Below are 16,060 nucleotides of genomic sequence, written 5' to 3' on the forward strand. Positions count from 1 at the left end.
TACCAGTTGACAGATATCCCACTTAGGACATTTTCCTACAAGGGGTCCCGAGCGCTTAGTGGGAATTTGTACCCCTTATCGATACAAATTCCCCGTAGGCGCTAGGGACCTCTTTAGCTTCTTGGAAGCTGTCAGTAGTATATCTAATAATTTATCTCCATTCCCTTTAGTAACGTGTAACTTTCCAAATTTAAAAAAGCGACTCATAGAATTATTTCCTCCCGTTAAATAATAGATAACTATTAAAAATAGACAATACTTGCTCATAAGTAATGGTACTTAAATTGTTTACTTTGGCGTGTTTCATTGCTTGATGAAACTGATTTTTAGTAAACAGTTGACGATATTCTCGATTGACCCATTTTGAAACAAAGTACGTATATAGCTTCCAATATTTATCTGGAACATCTGTGGTATGGCGGGTAAGTTTTATTAAGACACTGTTTACTTTTGGTTTAGGATGAAAGCATTCCGCTGGCAGCTTAAGCAATTGCTGAATCGAGACTTGAGTGTGCAAGAGCAACCCTAGTGTTCGGTGAATATCCAAGGTACGCTTGTAGAATCCTTCTTCAACAATCAGATAGATGTCAGACGCACGGCTTTCAAAAACCACTTTTTTAATAATTTGTGTGCTTAAATGGTAAGGAATATTCCCAACAATTTTATACCTCTGTTTGTTAGGGAATTGAAACTGTAGAATATCTTGGTGAATTAAAGTGACACGAGTATTCAGTTTTAATTTTTCTGACGATAAGTTGAATAGATGACTGTCTAATTCAATAGACGTTACCTGTTTACTTATTTTAGCCAGTTTCGTCGTTAAATGCCCTTTACCTGTTCCAATTTCGTAAACGGTATCGGTTTCTTTTAAATTCAATTGTTTTATTATTTGGTTGAGTACTTTTTCACTCGTTAAAAAGTTTTGAGAATATTTTATATTTTTGTTCATGTAATCTCTCCTGAAGTGATTACATCTATAAACAAATACAGAAGTTAAACGATTTGTTTGTAATTTTAGTTATCTGTTTAAAAAGTCATAAGATTAGTCACTGGTAGGAATTAATCTAACGTATTTATTTATCTGCGTAATCACTGTTTTTAGTCTGTTTCAAAACAGTAGATGTTTTATCTACATTACGCATTTGGAATACCAACATGACGAATCCCTCCTTCTTAATTACAAATTTTTAGCATCTAATTTAACTTCAATTCCTATTATACAAAATTTTAAGATAATGCACTATCAACACACTCTTAAGTTTGCTTCTAAGTCTTATTTCCATAACTTCTTTTACGTTTCCGCCATTCTTTGCTGTTTCGATTTTTATGATATGGTGCAAGTCAGCACGAACACGAACCGTCTTATCTCCCATTATATCTTTTTTTGGATATCTGTCAACTGGTATGGTTGACAGATATCCTTTTTTTGTTGTTATCACGTCCTGTTCTTTTACTGACTGTTGCTTCAAAATCTGCTTGTGTCGGTCTGTCAGTTTCGCATGGTCGAGAATGTCTTTTACAACCTGCGTCTGGTTGATTTCATCAAGTTTAATCGCAACCTTTAAGGTCGGGGCAACTTGATGAGATAGCCAGTTCAGCGTCCTTTGGAAGGAGTAAGGCTCTGGTTTTGTGGTTAGTTTTAATCGTTCACGATTGTTCCCAATAAACCAAGCCCATTCTTCATTCAGTTTCCAATCAGAACGAGGTTTGGAATCGTCTTTATCTACAAAACGGATATACCGATTGATAATTTTAAAGGCGGTATGCTCTGGATTGTCATAGACGAGTAAATCACGGACTGCATAATAGGCACGCTCATTTTTCAATCGAATCTCAAAACGGTTTTTTACTTCTGCGTCTTCAATGGGAATATCATTTTTCTTGTACTGCTCGTAGTCCTTTTCATAGATACAGAAATAAACTTCACTTTGTAATGAACCGATATAGAGGGTGTTTCCCATACATTCCTTTTCCTCTTTGCGTACCAGTTCGCCACTGCGATAGCTTTTAAAACTGCGGAAGACGGAGATACATTCTTCCTGTTGGCACTTTTCAGTGAGTACAGGGATATTTAAAATCCCTGTCTTATCGTTAATGGCAAGGTCAAGGCGTTTCATCACACCGCCAGCCACCAAAACGTCCATAAAGAACTCATACCAGCTTCTTTGTTGTGCCAGAAGATAGCTTTCAAATTGTCTGCACCCACGACCTTTCAATTCCACCAGAACTCCTTTGTCCAGTTCATGGGAGCAAAGGACGAATATGTCGCCTAAAGCATAATGCTCTGAATAAGAATAGAAACCATAGTCCTCATGAAGAAAATAGGACAGTTTCAGTTGTAAGATGTTTTCGACCACCTGCTGTACGTCTGTTGTCGGAAAGCGAATTCTTACATAATCAAACAGCATTTCAAGGGGAGCGTCGGGATTGAAGCGTTCCAGAGCTTCCCAAAGGGACTGCTGTAAATCCTCTGATGGCTTGACTTTTCCTGTTTCAATATCGCTTAGATACTGCCTTGTAATACCAGTCGCAACAGCTAAACGGTTTTGAGATAGTCCATAAGCCAAGCGTTTTTCTTTTAAATGCTGTAACCAAGTTTGTTCATTCAGTAAAAATCCCTCCAATCAAAAAGGCGTATGTCAACTTTTAAAGCCCATTTGACATACGCTGAAATTTTGTAAATCCCTTGTAACCAAAGGATTTTCTAATGTTTTTTTGACTGTTTCCTGTCGATTTGTACCCCCCTGTTAGATACGGGGGGTTAAGTGCTGGCGTGGCTATTGCCACACCAGCCAGCAAGATCAGTCCACACCTGCGACTTCCGCTTCGCACGTCGCCTGCGTGGACTGTCTGCTGTTGGATAACTTTTTAATTTCCTCCAAGAAATCATATCCTTTTGGTACAAGGGGAGTATAAAACTCTGATATGACACTTGTTCCTACATCAACATAGCCACGACCTTTGATTCGCTTTAAGAAGAAATCCTTTTGTACGTCACTGCCAAACATCATGCCATAGCCCATTTCAGACATACGACCTAAAGCCACTCTGAAATTAAACTGATCACGGATTCCGTCGCCTAAATATTTTGCGTCTGGACGTTGACAAGCCAGTATTAGAAAGAAGCCAGCTTGACGACCTAACATGACAATCTGTTTCAGCTTATTCATAACTGCGGTGTTTTCTTTTGTTCCCAGCATTTCCATGAAAGCGACGTATTCATCAAAGATTAAGAAGTGTGCCGGGAGACCTAAGTAAGCATAATTTTTGCCAGTCTTATAGTTCTTCATCTGCTTCATTTCCTCACTACGTTTCATCATTTCTTCATAGAATGTTTCAATGCAAGAAAGCAAGTCTTCTTTTCTATAGTAGACATTTGCCATCACAGAACCTAAGTCCGCAAGGTCAGCATTTTTCGGGTCAAGAATATACAGTTTTGAATCTGTATGAAGCAAGGCTTCAATCAGTGTCAGTATAAAGTAAGTTTTACCGCCACCTGTACCACCAGCAATCAACATATGAGGGAGCTTATCATATTCCCACCATACGTTTTTCATTAAGCGAAGTTTACCATCTTTAGCTTCTACTTCATCAATAGAAATACGACTGGCTATGGTGTCATAGAGCAAAGTATATTCCACATAGGAATCCTTTAACTCTTTATCCGTCAGCTCACAGTACAAGCCACTCTCTAATTTCTTTTCCAAGTGTAAGAGTTGGTCTTGATATTTTCCCAGCGTGATTTCCACCCGTATCTGTATCAAGCCATTTTTAAGTCGATAATACATTTTAGGGAAGTAGGTTATCTTTTCCTTTGTACGACCAGCACTATCTTTAAAGAAACCCTCTGTTTTGACCTGTTCAGATTCATACCACTTGTTTTCAAGTATCATCTTTGCCAGTTTTTGACGGTGGTAAAGTTGTTTAACCGTATCATAGCGAACCCGTTTGAATACAAACGCTACCAGCAAGCAGATAAGAATTGCGACACTGAAACTGATAATTAAATAGGGAATGTCAATCTTATCTGCTTGTGATAGGTTAAAATCCTGCCAGTTGATCTGCTGGATTGTCTTCACATGAAACAGTCCGACAACCAGCAGGAAAACAGGCAGGAGTGACGCTATCGTAAAATGAAAGACTAAATCTTTACCAGATGGGCGAATCCTTTTACCACGCTGTTTCATGCGAAAAAGTCTCCTTTCTACCTAGCGACTATTTGTCTTGTGTCGGTTCTTTCTTTGCTTGTGGTTGAGCTTTGAATGAACTAGAATCCTTTGTCAGCACAATATCGTCTGCCTTGATATACCAGTCAACATCTGCTCCTTGATAGGTGGCAGTAGCAACGGTGTCCGCAATGGGATTGATAAGTTCCACCCGTGCGTTATAATCAAACTCTTTCAAAGGCACGCTGGCAGGAATACTTACTTGAATCATGCGTCCTTGTCCTTTGGATTTTAAGTCATAGGTACGTTCCTTGATTTCATCTGAAACCGACCCGTCTTCATTTTGGATTCTCACTTCACGACGTAGAGCAGAGAATTTCAATTCTCCAAAAGTCGTGTCTTTATCTAATACAATGCCATTTGCTAATCTCATCATTTTTCCTCTCTTTCTTTATTCTTTTATCATGTCGTCAGCATGTAAAAGGTAATTTGTAAAACCACGAGTGCCGATTTTGTAGCCCTCTGCGGTAATACGTGGATTGACTAACTTCACACGTTCCTCAAAGCCGAAATGTTTTTCGCCAGCTTCAGCAGGAAGCACCACCACAATATCATCTGCTCTTTGAACATCAGAATAGAGATTATAGCTTCTTGATAAGACAGTTAGCCGTCCGTTGATTCTTCGCTGAACGACTTTATCCTCGCTAGCAAATTCTAAATTGCCGAATGTTTTTTCCATGTTGGGAATCACAAATTTAAGTTCCATATTTTTACCTATCCTTTCTTTTTTATTGGCTGAATGAATGTTTGATGGTCTTAAAGAGTGGGGAACGACCTTTTGATTCTTGATTTTTTGTTTTCATAAGTTCACTTCCTTTCAAAATCGGGTAAAAAAATAGACACCTCATTTTTTGAAGTGTCTACCTATTAAATATTCAAATTTTATTGGAAGTATCTTTATATCTTCACTTTTCAAGGATAAATCGTCGTATCAAAGCTCATTCATAAGTAGTAAATTAGTAGTAAATTGAGTGGTTTTGACCTTGATAAAGTGTGATAAGTCCAGTTTTTATGCGGATAACTAGATTTTTATGTTACTTAACTGCTTCTTTCAAGGCTTCTACTTTATCCAAGCGTTCCCATGGAAGATCAATATCTGTACGTCCCATATGTCCATAAGCCGCTGTTTGACGGTAGATTGGACGTTTGAGGTCAAGCATTTGGATGATTCCTGCAGGACGAAGGTCAAAGATTTGACGCGCTGCTTTTTCAAGTTTACTTTCAGCTACTGTTCCAGTACCGAAAGTATCGATACGGACAGATACAGGTTGAGCTACCCCAATCGCGTAAGCCAATTGCACTTCTGCTTTCTTAGCAAGACCTGCAGCAACAATGTTTTTTGCAATGTAGCGAGCTGCATAAGAAGCTGAACGGTCAACCTTAGTGGCATCCTTACCAGAGAAGGCACCACCACCGTGACGTGAATAACCACCATAGGTATCTACGATGATCTTACGACCAGTCAAACCTGAGTCTCCTTGAGGTCCTCCGATAACGAAACGACCTGTTGGATTGATGAAGAATTTAGTTTCATCGTCAAGATATGAAGCTGGAATCACTTCTTTGATGACCTTGTTGATTACATCCTCATGGATTTGTTCATTGCTAACTTCTGGATCGTGTTGAGTTGAAATAACGACAGTGTCCACGCGCACTGGTTGATCATTTTCATCATATTCAACAGTAACTTGAGATTTAGCGTCTGGACGAAGGTAGCTAATTTCACCAGACTTACGTAGCTCTGCCAAGCGACGAACCAACTTGTGGCTGAGTGAGATTGGCAATGGCATGAGTTCTTCAGTCTCATCAACTGCAAAACCAAACATGAGACCTTGGTCACCAGCACCAATCAAATCAAGTGGATCTTGATCTTCATTCCCACGAACTTCTAAGGCTTCATTAACCCCTTGAGCGATATCTGGTGATTGTTCTACCAAGGATGGGTGAACTCCTACCGTCTCCGCAGAAAAACCGTACTCTGTATTGGTATAACCGATTTCTGCAATCGTATCACGAACCACTCGGTTAATATCGACATAGGCATTTGTTGAAATTTCACCAAAAACATGTACTGAACCAGTATAAACAGCTGTTTCAGCAGCAACGTGCGCCTCTGGATCTTGCTCTAAAATAGCATCCAAGATAGCATCTGAAATTTGGTCTGCAATCTTATCTGGATGCCCCTCAGATACAGATTCAGACGTGAATAATTTACGTTCTGACATAAAAATGTCCCCCCTTAAAAAATATTCGTTATAGAGTTACAAAGAACTGGTAGGAAGAGTATTTACAATCAATCCCACCACCTTATCGGGACCATATAACCTAACTATTATAACACGAATCTTTAAAAAATACTCGTATGATTGCTATTTTTCTTGCTAGGAAAATGTTTTCTAATCATAACCAAATAAAAACTCTAAAAATAGATGAGTTTCTACTTTAAGAGTGATGTTATAAACTAATTATTTTCTAGATAAAATTCAAACCGTTCTCCGACGTATTGGCTCTTTACATACTCAAAAGCCGTTCCGTCATCAAAGTAAGAAACCTGAGTCAAACCTAAAATAGCATGCCCTTTTTCAACTTCTAAATAATGAGCTATCTTTTCTTTGGCTAAACGTGCGTATATGGTCTGGTGAGATTTACCAATTCGATAACCATGCTCTTGCAAGGTTTGAAAGAAGTGCTTGGTTACTTCTTCTTTTTTGAAATTTTTGATAAATTTCTCAGGGATCGACGCCACTTCATAGACTACAGGGACTTTGTCGGCATAGCGAACACGCTCCATACGAATGATATTGTCAGTTGGCAGTAAACCTAGTTTAGCCACTTCTTGCTCATTTGGAATGGTTCGACGATAAGAAATCAAGTGACTAGACGGAGTTTTCCCTTGAGCTTTAACAATCTCTGTAAAACTAGTTGTTCCACGCATTCTTTCCTGAACACGTGTACTTGAAACAAAGGTCCCACTACCTATACGTCGTTCCAAAACCCCTTCTTCAACCAAAAGAGAGATTGCTTGACGTAAGGTCATGCGGCTAACGGCAAATTCTTCTGCTAAATCTCGCTCACTTGGAAGTCTTTCCCCAATTTTCCAACTTCCCTCATCAATGTCTTTCTTGATTTGGTCGTGGATTTTCATATAAGCTGGTAACATGCTTGATCACTTCTTTTCTTTATTTTTTCCATTGTACCGTAACTCATAGGGAAAAGTCAAACCGCACTTGTTTGGTTGGTAATTCTAACCCTTTTATGATAGAATATTCAAGAAGATATTTCTTTCAAGAAAGGGAAAAGATGAGCAACATTTCAACTGATTTGCAAGATGTCGAAAAGATCATCGTACTAGACTATGGTAGCCAGTACAACCAACTCATCTCACGTCGTATCCGTGAGATTGGTGTCTTTTCAGAACTAAAAAGTCACAAGATTTCGGCTGACGAAGTCCGTGCTATCAATCCTATTGGGATTGTACTTTCAGGTGGTCCAAACTCTGTTTACGAAGAAGGATCGTTTGATATTGATCCAGAGATTTTTGAACTTGGAATTCCGATTTTGGGAATCTGCTATGGTATGCAACTATTGACTCACAAGCTTGGTGGTAAGGTTGTTCCTGCAGGCGATGCTGGTAATCGTGAATACGGTCAATCAACATTGACTCACACAGATTCAGCTCTTTTTGCGGGTACTCCAGATGAGCAACTTGTCTTGATGAGCCACGGGGATGCTGTTACTGAAATTCCTGCTGACTTTGTTCGTACTGGAACTTCTGCAGACTGTCCTTATGCATCTATTGAAAACCCTGATAAGAAAATTTACGGTATCCAATTCCACCCAGAAGTTCGCCACTCAGTTCACGGTTATGATATTTTGCGTAACTTTGCTTTAAATATCTGTGGTGCCAAAGGTGACTGGACTATGGATAACTTCATCGAGATGCAAATCAAACAAATCCGTGAGAAAGTTGGAGACAAACGTGTCCTCCTTGGACTTTCTGGTGGTGTTGACTCTTCTGTAGTTGGAGTTCTTCTCCAAAAAGCTATCGGCGATCAGTTAATCTGTATCTTTGTAGACCACGGTCTTCTCCGTAAAGGGGAAGCTGATCAAGTTATGGAGATGCTTGGTGGTAAGTTTGGTCTCAATATCGTAAAAGCAGATGCTGCCAAACGTTTCCTTGATAAATTAGCTGGTGTATCTGACCCTGAACAAAAACGGAAGATTATCGGTAACGAGTTTGTCTATGTTTTTGATGACGAAGCAAGCAAGCTCAAAGATGTGAAATTCCTTGCTCAAGGAACTCTTTATACTGACGTGATTGAGTCTGGTACCGATACTGCTCAAACCATCAAGTCTCACCACAACGTTGGTGGACTTCCAGAAGACATGCAGTTTGAACTGATCGAGCCACTTAACACTCTTTACAAAGATGAAGTTCGTGCACTAGGTACTGAACTTGGCATGCCAGACCACATTGTATGGCGCCAACCATTCCCATGACCAGGACTTGCTATCCGTGTCATGGGGGAAATCACTGAAGAAAAACTTGAAACTGTTCGTGAATCAGACGCTATCCTGCGTGAAGAAATCGCTAAAGCTGGCCTTGACCGCGACATCTGGCAATATTTCACTGTTAACACTGGCGTTCGTTCAGTAGGTGTTATGGGAGATGGACGTACTTACGACTACACCATCGCTATCCGTGCTATCACTTCTATCGATGGTATGACAGCTGACTTCGCTAAGATCCCTTGGGAAGTTCTCCAGAAAATCTCTGTCCGTATCGTAAACGAAGTTGATCACGTTAACCGCATCGTCTATGATATTACAAGTAAACCACCTGCAACTGTTGAGTGGGAATAAAGTTTCCTATAAAATAATAAATAATACTGCTGGAGCATGGACTACAGTGGTATTATTTTTTATAATTTCAATATTAGGATAATTTCTCGACTCTCAACTCCTCTTTTTAAATCCTTGAAACCATGCTATAATATAGTAAGTATAGCTCCAATAACCTAATGATAAAGATTTCTTACATCATCCGTAAGTGTTATTCTACTCTGATTCATATTATAATGAAAGTAACAAAAGATGGAGGTGTTTCACATGGAAACAATTTTACGAGTAGAATCATTAAAAAAGTATTATGGAAAAGAGCCGAATATCACCAAAGCCTTGAACGGTATATCTTTTCAAGTTGTCAAAGGTGAGTTCTTAGGGATTATGGGGAGCAGTGGTTCTGGGAAAACAACCCTTCTTAGCTGTCTCGCTACTATCATCAAACCAACTGACGGCTCCATTCAAATGCAAGAAAAAGATTTAGGTCAGTTAAAAGGTAGTCAATTAGCAGATTATAGAGGCAAGGAAATTGGCTATCTCTTCCAGAATTTTGAGCTTTTGGACAATCTGACAGCCAAAGAAAATATTTTACTCCCCTTGTCTTTGCACAAGGTCGATGCCAACGAAAGCAAGGTTCGGTTAAAATTGCTTTCCCAATATCTAGATATTTCTGAACTTCTGGATAAGTTCCCATCTCAATTATCAGGTGGTCAACGACAAAGGGTAGCTGCTGCGCGTGCCTTGATTTTAGACCCTAAGATTGTATTTGCAGATGAGCCCACAGGAGCTTTGGATTCAAAAAATGCGACCATTTTGATGCAAAAATTATCCGAAATGAATCAAGTGGAAGAAACCACCATTCTCATGGTGACCCACGATTCAGTCGCTGCCAGCTTTTGCAACCGCATCTTGTTTATCCAAGACGGAAAACTATTCCATGAAATTCGACGCGATTATCCAAGAGAAAGTCAAGAAGATTTTTACCACAGAATACTAAAGGTCATGGCAGCCCTAGCTGGAGGTGATGGCAATGTTTTCTAAATTAGTCTCAAGAAATAGCAAGAGGGATCGAAAGAATAATGGCTTGTATTTCAGTTCCATGGTTCTTTCTATTATCTCCTTTTACATCATCCTTTCTTTGTCCCATCAAGATGTGATGATCTTTCTCAAACAAATAGAGAGTGACGCTGTAAATAAACTCTTTAGCATGATTCCCATTCTTTATGTAGCAACCCTCTTTATTCTCTTTTTTCTAGTCTACTTCGCAAGCAGTATGCAGATGGAAAGGAGAAAACATGAATTTGGTGTCTATCTAACGCTAGGGATGCGAAGAAGCAAACTGTTCTTGTTGCTCCTACTCGAGGATTTGAGAAACAGTGTCCTTGCCCTTGGAATAGGCCTTCCAATTTCTATCTTGATTTCAGAACTAATCAGCCTAATAACCGCTAAAATTGTGGGACTAGGGATTATTGAACATCAATTTTCTCTATCTACCACAGCTCTACTCTATACAGTCATCGGCTTCCTAGCCGTAAAATTAGCTGTTTTTGTCCTTTTAAGTGCAAAGACGGCCAATATGGAAATCGGAAACCTGCTTGCCTATTCACCCTCTGGAATGAAGAAACTACTCCCCAAGGGGGTGTACCTTCTTGCTTCTGTCCTCGGAATTTTGCTTCTAGGAACAGCCTATTACTTGGGGATGAGTGGACGAGCTTGGGAGAGTGTCATAACCATGGGCATCACTGTTTTCTTGGGGACTCTAGGAACTATCCTCCTCTTCTTTGGTATGCGTTTATTTATAGACTTTTTGGTCAAGCTTGGAAACAATCGAAAACTTCATGCCTATAATTTTAGACAGATTCAGGAATTAGTTATCCAGCGCTCAACTATACTGGCCATCTGCTCCCTCTTAATCTTCTCTGCCTTGTGCCTCTTTGGAGCAGGTGTTGCCATTGCAAGTGGCAATTCAAGCAATCAAACCCACGTATTGGATTATACATTTAGAGATAGCAAGCAGGATACAGATGAAAATCTTGATGTAAGTACAGTAAAAAAAGAGCTTGAAGCTGCTGGACTAGAATCACAGTTTTCAAAGATTCTGCAAATTAAAGTAGGCAAACCTAAAGAACACGAGTCCGTGTCCTTCGAAGAGATTATCAAGGAGTTGAAAAAGCAAAAAGACAGCAAGAACAAGGAAATTTTGCTCCAAAGATTTAAACAGTCTACTACTTCCCACCTCATACCAGTTTCCGAATACAATGAACTTAGAAAGGTTGCCAATCTCCCTCCTCTAGAATTAACTAGTAAGGAAGCATATTTGTATATGGGGAAAGATTTTCTGCCAGATGAAAGTCTCGTCAACTCTGTCCTAAAGACAAAGCCTCAAATCAAAGTCATGGGAAATGATGTAAAATTGATTGGAGAGGTTCAGTCTTTACCGATTGTAACGGATCGTGAAATCACCATTTCTGTTGCCCTCATAGTCCCAGATGAAGTCTTTATGAACTATACAGACGGTCGCTACTCGAACTATGTCAGCGGTATCTTAGCTCCTGAGCTAGTCAAGGAAAAAGGCCTGATGAGGGCTATCTCAGATACCAATGAAAAGCTAAATCAAACCTCTCTTGGCTATGAAAGCTATATACAAAATATGGGAAGACAATTATTTTACATTATCTCTGCCAGCTATATCACCATCTATCTGGCTATCATCTTCCTTGTTGTGGCAAATACAATCATTGGCGTTCAGTTTTTGATGGGACAAAGACAATCCTACAGACGATACCAAACCTTGATCCATCTTGGAGCCAACTACGAAACTCTTTGTAAATCTTCAGAAAAGCAAATCAATTGGTATTTTGGTCTACCAATAGCCCTTGCACTTATCAGTAGTAGCTTCGGAGTGAGCTCCCTCCTCACAGGAATATTACCAGCCAGTGCAAGAATGGCCATGGGGCAGAAATTTATCACAGCCATGGTGATAATACTGCTGTTAGCTGGATTTGAAGTCATCTATATAAGAATTGTAAAGAAAAATAGCAACAAGTACTTGTTGTCATTAATAGAACCCAAAAGAGATGAATAAGGTAGAATAAAATAGGAAAAGGAGGAGCCGATATGAAGCATATTCTGGTTATTGAAGATGAAACCTTGATTCGAGATGAAATTGTCATTTTGTTAGAGAAAGCGGGTTATCAAGTTGATAAGTTGACTGACTTCAAAGATACAAGCCAGCAAGTATTGCAATACGATACGGATTTAATCATACTGGATTTGAATTTACCAGGAGAAACAGGTTTTCAAATTTGTAAAAATCTCAAGTCCAAACGCTCTGTGCCCATATTGGTTCTCACCTCCCGTGAACAACTAAAAGATGAGATTTACGCCCTAAAATTAGGGGCTGATGAGTACTTAACAAAACCTTTCAAGAAAGAAAGATTCTTGGCTCGTATAGAAAACATCTTGAAACGCTATGAAGGTAGACAAAATTTGCTTGAAAAAGATAATTTCCTGCTGGATAGAAATACCTATACTCTTTATATCAACGGACATTCGATTTTACTCCCTCAAAATCAAGGGAAATTATTAGAAACCTTATTAGTGACAACTGATTCTGTCGTCACAAAAGAAGAACTAAGCATGAAACTGTGGAATACAACTGAGTTCATCGATGAAAATGCCCTACAAGTGAACATTGCAAGGCTGAAAAAGGTGATGAAACAAGCTGGCATTGCCCTTAAAGTCAAATCCGTCAGAGGTATTGGTTACAAGCTAGAAGAGGTAAGTCCAGATGAAACATAATCTAAAATATCTAGCTAGTTATCTGCCTTGGTTACTTGTTCTCTTAGCATTTGATCTATTTACAGCTGTCCTGCTTTGGCTTTCAGATGTGAGAATGTTTCAAGCTCTCATCCTTCTCTATATTTTAGCCACCGTCCTGCTTTTTTTCATCCTATCTTTCTTACTTATAAGAAAAGAAAGAAAAAAAGCCGCTGCCTATAAATCCTTCATAGCCAATCCTAAGATCGATACTGAGCTTGAATTATTGAATCTATCAAGTGCCTCAGAGAAAGAAAGCATTGAAAAAATAGCAGATACACTTTATCAAAAGCAGGCTCAAATAGGAAAACTCAACTCATTACTAGCCGAGTACGAGGACTATGTTGAAAAATGGGCGCATGAGATTAAACTTCCTTTATCGCTTCTTTCCCTCCTTTTAGACAATCAAAGTGACCAACTACCTGAGGATACTGCTTTTAAATTGGACTATGTGAAAAATCAAATCCAAGGAAATGTATCACAGATCTTATTCTACTACAGGGTGAAAAGTGAGAAAAATGATTTTCTATTTGAAGACCTTGACCTAGAAGAGTGTATCCAAGATCTTTTGGAGAACTTTGATCCCTTGCTCAAAGAAAAGAATTTTACGATTAAGTTAGAAAACATACAAGGAATCTGCTATACCGATCAACGCAGTTTTGGATTTATCCTGTCTCAAATACTAGCCAACGCCCTTAAATATAGCTCTGACAAACCAGAACTCAAGATTTCTATGTCAAGTGACAAGGGGCGCAAAACCCTGATTATTAGGGATAATGGGTGTGGAGTTAAAGCTTGCGACCTCCCTCATATCTTTGAAAAAGGATTTACAGGTGATTCAGGAGAGACAAGGAAAAAATCAACAGGCATGGGTCTCTATCTTGTCAAACAATTAGCAGATGCTTTAAAAATCGACATCGTCGTAAAATCCGAATGGATGCATGCATGGATTTGAAATCTCTCTTTCTATTTCGTGATTTTTCGATTAAGACAATTGCCTAGTCATAGAAAGCACATATTTTATACCAAAAATGAAATCAGCGTTTTTGTTTTCTTGTTAGCATCAAAATTCTTAATTTATGAATCAAAAAACACCTGATAAAAGCCTATACAGCTCTAATTCAGGTGTTTTGTTTTTATTGATTTATCTTTTGTTCTTTTCTTTTATTTATAGTATACTGATATTAAAAGTATATTGTAGGAGAATTTAAATGAAAGATTTTTTTGCAGGATTTGGTGAATTAAACCTTGTTACTTATCTGATATACGTGTGCATTGGCCTCGCTCCTCTCTTTCATATCTTTATTATCGGATCAGAAGTGAGTCCTGGAAAATTTGTTTTAACCATCTTGGGTATCGTTTACGTTATCGTTTTAACGATTGCTAAAATTTATAGGAAATTTTTCTGGAAATCATCGTAAAGAAACATAAAAATCCCATCAGAATATTTGAACCACACCTACTTTAGTCTAATTCTAATAGCTCTCATATTATAATAAAAAAACACTTGAGCGGAAAGCATATAGCCCACATCAAGTGTTTTTTTATTACTTTATACTACTGTTCTTTTGATTTTCTGTTTCCTAGGGCTAATCCAAGTCCAGCGAACAATAGACCAAGTCCCATGAGGCTTTGATTTCTTGTATCATTGCTTCCAGTTTCAGGAAGTTTAGCTGGTTCTGGTTTGTAAGCAGTAGGTTCTGGTTTAGGAGTTGCTTTCTGCTCCAAAACTGGCACAGTTGTACGACGTTCCAAGTAGAATTGGTAGCTGTCTTTTGTTACCTTGTACTGACGTCCCTCACTGACTGTTTCCACAATCCATGAAGCTGCATCCTTAGTTAAAGAATCAGCCAAGTTACGATCAATATCCATTAAACGTCCCTCAGACACAAAATCTTTATAGTTTCGTTGATTATAAAAGGTTGTCGCTACGATTCTATCAATACCAGCTTTTTTCAGAGTTGTTAAAGTCTCATCGATAGATGGAATTGACGGATCTTCTTTCATCCTAGCATCTGTTAACAACACCACAAACTTTTTATTTTTTGGTGACTTAGACCAGTCGTAAGTAGAAACAATCTTTGTGAGAGCAGGAGTTGCTGTTTCAGGAGAATCTCCCCCATGTGCAATCTTAATTTTTTCTAAAGCTTTTTCAAGTTCAACTGGATCTGTTGTAAAATAAGTCTCACCAAATTTCGTTAGAATTGTATCTTCGTCAGTTTTTCCTAATCGACGTCCGTATACTTCATCACTATATGTAGCTAATCCAAAACGTGCCGCTACTCCATCTTTGGCAAGATTTCTTGCAAACTCATTGACATTTTTACGAACAGTATTAATGGTTCCACCCATAGAGCCTGAACGGTCAACCACGAAAACAATATCAGCTGCTCCTGCTTTTTTAACAGTTGGTGGTGTTTTAGTTATTTCCACAGTTGTTGTCTTGTCTACTCGTTCGTACTGAGTAAATGTATTTCCTTTTTCATCCTTGCCAGTTACTGTACCTTCAGTAGTCGTCGTTGCTGGTGCCGGAATTGTCTCATCTTTAGATGCAATCACTTCTGTTTTTGAAACTTCTGCAGTCGCTGTTTCTACATAGACTTTTTGATTACCTTCTTGACTTTCTTTGACATCAATAGGTGATAGTTTGGTAGAAACATCAATTAAATCGCCTGGTTTTGCTTCTGATTCTTTTACAACAGCTTTTTCACTTTCTGCTGCAATTTCTTTAGTTGCAACTTCAATAGGTGATTTGACTTCTTCAACTACTTTTGGTGCCTCAGTTACCTTAGTAATTTCACTTGACGAAACTTTACTAGTTTCATCAGCCGAAACTTGTCCAAGTTGTGCAAAAGCAAAGAGGATAGCCACAGATGCCAATCCAACTTTCATTTTACGAAACGAAAAACGTTCTTGCTTAAACATTCCTTTTGCCATAATGACCTCTTTTCTTTAACAGATTTAATATTTTTTTAAAATCTGTTTTTTTTAGAATAACATAATTTAAGAATGTTTTCAAATATTTTCTGGAATCAAAGTATTGATTAAAAATCCTATAGCATCAGTCTCTATGACGATTTCTTGTTTGCTGTCCAAATTAATTAACGTTTTTTTCTTATACTATCTTCGACTTTAAGAGTCAAAAAACAGTAAAACCACTTGGTTCTACTGTT

At 38.5% G+C, this 16,060-nt stretch carries 14 protein-coding genes and 2 pseudogenes; 6 read left to right on the plus strand and 10 right to left on the minus strand.

Going from position 1 to position 16,060, the window contains the following annotated elements; all coding sequences use genetic code 11:
* Positions 1 to 211 precede the first annotated feature (211 nt).
* The 9 genes and pseudogenes from erm(B) to HMPREF9423_RS08280 form a co-directional block, all read right to left on the minus strand.
* Positions 212 to 949: a 23S rRNA (adenine(2058)-N(6))-methyltransferase Erm(B) gene (gene erm(B), locus HMPREF9423_RS08245; protein WP_001038795.1), complete on the minus strand. Its 738-nt coding sequence runs from the start codon at positions 947 to 949 to the stop codon at positions 212 to 214.
* Between the two features lie 124 nt (positions 950 to 1,073).
* A complete protein-coding gene (locus tag HMPREF9423_RS08250) occupies positions 1,074 to 1,157 on the minus strand; it encodes a 23S rRNA methyltransferase attenuation leader peptide (protein ID WP_001814874.1) in 84 nt (27 codons plus the stop codon).
* Positions 1,158 to 1,205: 48 nt separating this feature from the next.
* Positions 1,206 to 1,439: a peptide-binding protein gene (locus HMPREF9423_RS12675; protein ID WP_148842514.1), complete on the minus strand. Its 234-nt coding sequence runs from the start codon at positions 1,437 to 1,439 to the stop codon at positions 1,206 to 1,208.
* Positions 1,422 to 2,624, minus strand: a pseudogene (gene mobT, locus HMPREF9423_RS08255) (MobT family relaxase); the annotation flags it as partial. The pseudogene mobT and the gene HMPREF9423_RS12675, both read right to left, overlap by 18 nt.
* A 177-nt stretch (positions 2,625 to 2,801) precedes the next feature.
* Complete coding sequence (locus HMPREF9423_RS08260; protein WP_000813488.1) at positions 2,802 to 4,187, minus strand: FtsK/SpoIIIE domain-containing protein; 1,386 nt, start codon at positions 4,185 to 4,187, stop codon at positions 2,802 to 2,804.
* Positions 4,188 to 4,215: 28 nt separating this feature from the next.
* Positions 4,216 to 4,602: a YdcP family protein gene (locus tag HMPREF9423_RS08265; protein WP_000985015.1), complete on the minus strand. Its 387-nt coding sequence runs from the start codon at positions 4,600 to 4,602 to the stop codon at positions 4,216 to 4,218.
* Between the two features lie 15 nt (positions 4,603 to 4,617).
* On the minus strand, positions 4,618 to 4,932 hold the full coding sequence (locus tag HMPREF9423_RS08270; RefSeq protein WP_006148869.1) for a YdcP family protein: 315 nt from the start codon (positions 4,930 to 4,932) through the stop codon (positions 4,618 to 4,620).
* 328 nt (positions 4,933 to 5,260) lie between these two features.
* Complete coding sequence (metK, locus tag HMPREF9423_RS08275; protein WP_006148870.1) at positions 5,261 to 6,451, minus strand: methionine adenosyltransferase; 1,191 nt, start codon at positions 6,449 to 6,451, stop codon at positions 5,261 to 5,263.
* A 236-nt stretch (positions 6,452 to 6,687) separates the two neighbouring features.
* On the minus strand, positions 6,688 to 7,386 hold the full coding sequence (locus tag HMPREF9423_RS08280; RefSeq protein WP_006148871.1) for a GntR family transcriptional regulator: 699 nt from the start codon (positions 7,384 to 7,386) through the stop codon (positions 6,688 to 6,690).
* A gap of 140 nt (positions 7,387 to 7,526) precedes the next feature.
* Between HMPREF9423_RS08280 and guaA the strand changes: the two are divergent.
* From guaA to HMPREF9423_RS08310, 6 genes and pseudogenes are all read left to right on the plus strand, one after another.
* Positions 7,527 to 9,089 (plus strand): annotated as a pseudogene (gene guaA / locus HMPREF9423_RS11775) (glutamine-hydrolyzing GMP synthase).
* Between the two features lie 246 nt (positions 9,090 to 9,335).
* On the plus strand, positions 9,336 to 10,109 hold the full coding sequence (locus HMPREF9423_RS08290; RefSeq protein WP_006155748.1) for an ABC transporter ATP-binding protein: 774 nt from the start codon (positions 9,336 to 9,338) through the stop codon (positions 10,107 to 10,109).
* A complete protein-coding gene (locus HMPREF9423_RS08295; protein ID WP_006155747.1) occupies positions 10,099 to 12,153 on the plus strand; it encodes an FtsX-like permease family protein in 2,055 nt (684 codons plus the stop codon). Before HMPREF9423_RS08290 ends, HMPREF9423_RS08295 begins: the two co-directional genes overlap by 11 nt.
* A gap of 32 nt (positions 12,154 to 12,185) precedes the next feature.
* Positions 12,186 to 12,869 (plus strand): response regulator transcription factor, encoded by a 684-nt coding sequence (locus HMPREF9423_RS08300; protein WP_006148876.1) that lies wholly within the window; start codon positions 12,186 to 12,188, stop codon positions 12,867 to 12,869.
* On the plus strand, positions 12,859 to 13,842 hold the full coding sequence (locus HMPREF9423_RS08305; RefSeq protein ID WP_006148877.1) for a sensor histidine kinase: 984 nt from the start codon (positions 12,859 to 12,861) through the stop codon (positions 13,840 to 13,842). The genes HMPREF9423_RS08300 and HMPREF9423_RS08305 overlap by 11 nt, the downstream gene beginning before the upstream one ends.
* Positions 13,843 to 14,098: 256 nt before the next feature.
* Entirely contained in the window at positions 14,099 to 14,308 is a 210-nt protein-coding gene (locus HMPREF9423_RS08310; RefSeq protein ID WP_006148878.1) for a hypothetical protein, read from the plus strand.
* 136 nt (positions 14,309 to 14,444) lie between these two features.
* Here HMPREF9423_RS08310 and HMPREF9423_RS08315 read toward each other — a convergent pair whose 3' ends face one another.
* Entirely contained in the window at positions 14,445 to 15,824 is a 1,380-nt protein-coding gene (locus tag HMPREF9423_RS08315) for a VWA domain-containing protein (RefSeq protein WP_006148879.1), read from the minus strand.
* Positions 15,825 to 16,060: the final 236 nt, after the last annotated feature.

Source organism: Streptococcus infantis ATCC 700779 (assembly GCF_000187465.1).
Classification (GTDB): Bacteria; Bacillota; Bacilli; order Lactobacillales; family Streptococcaceae; genus Streptococcus; species Streptococcus infantis.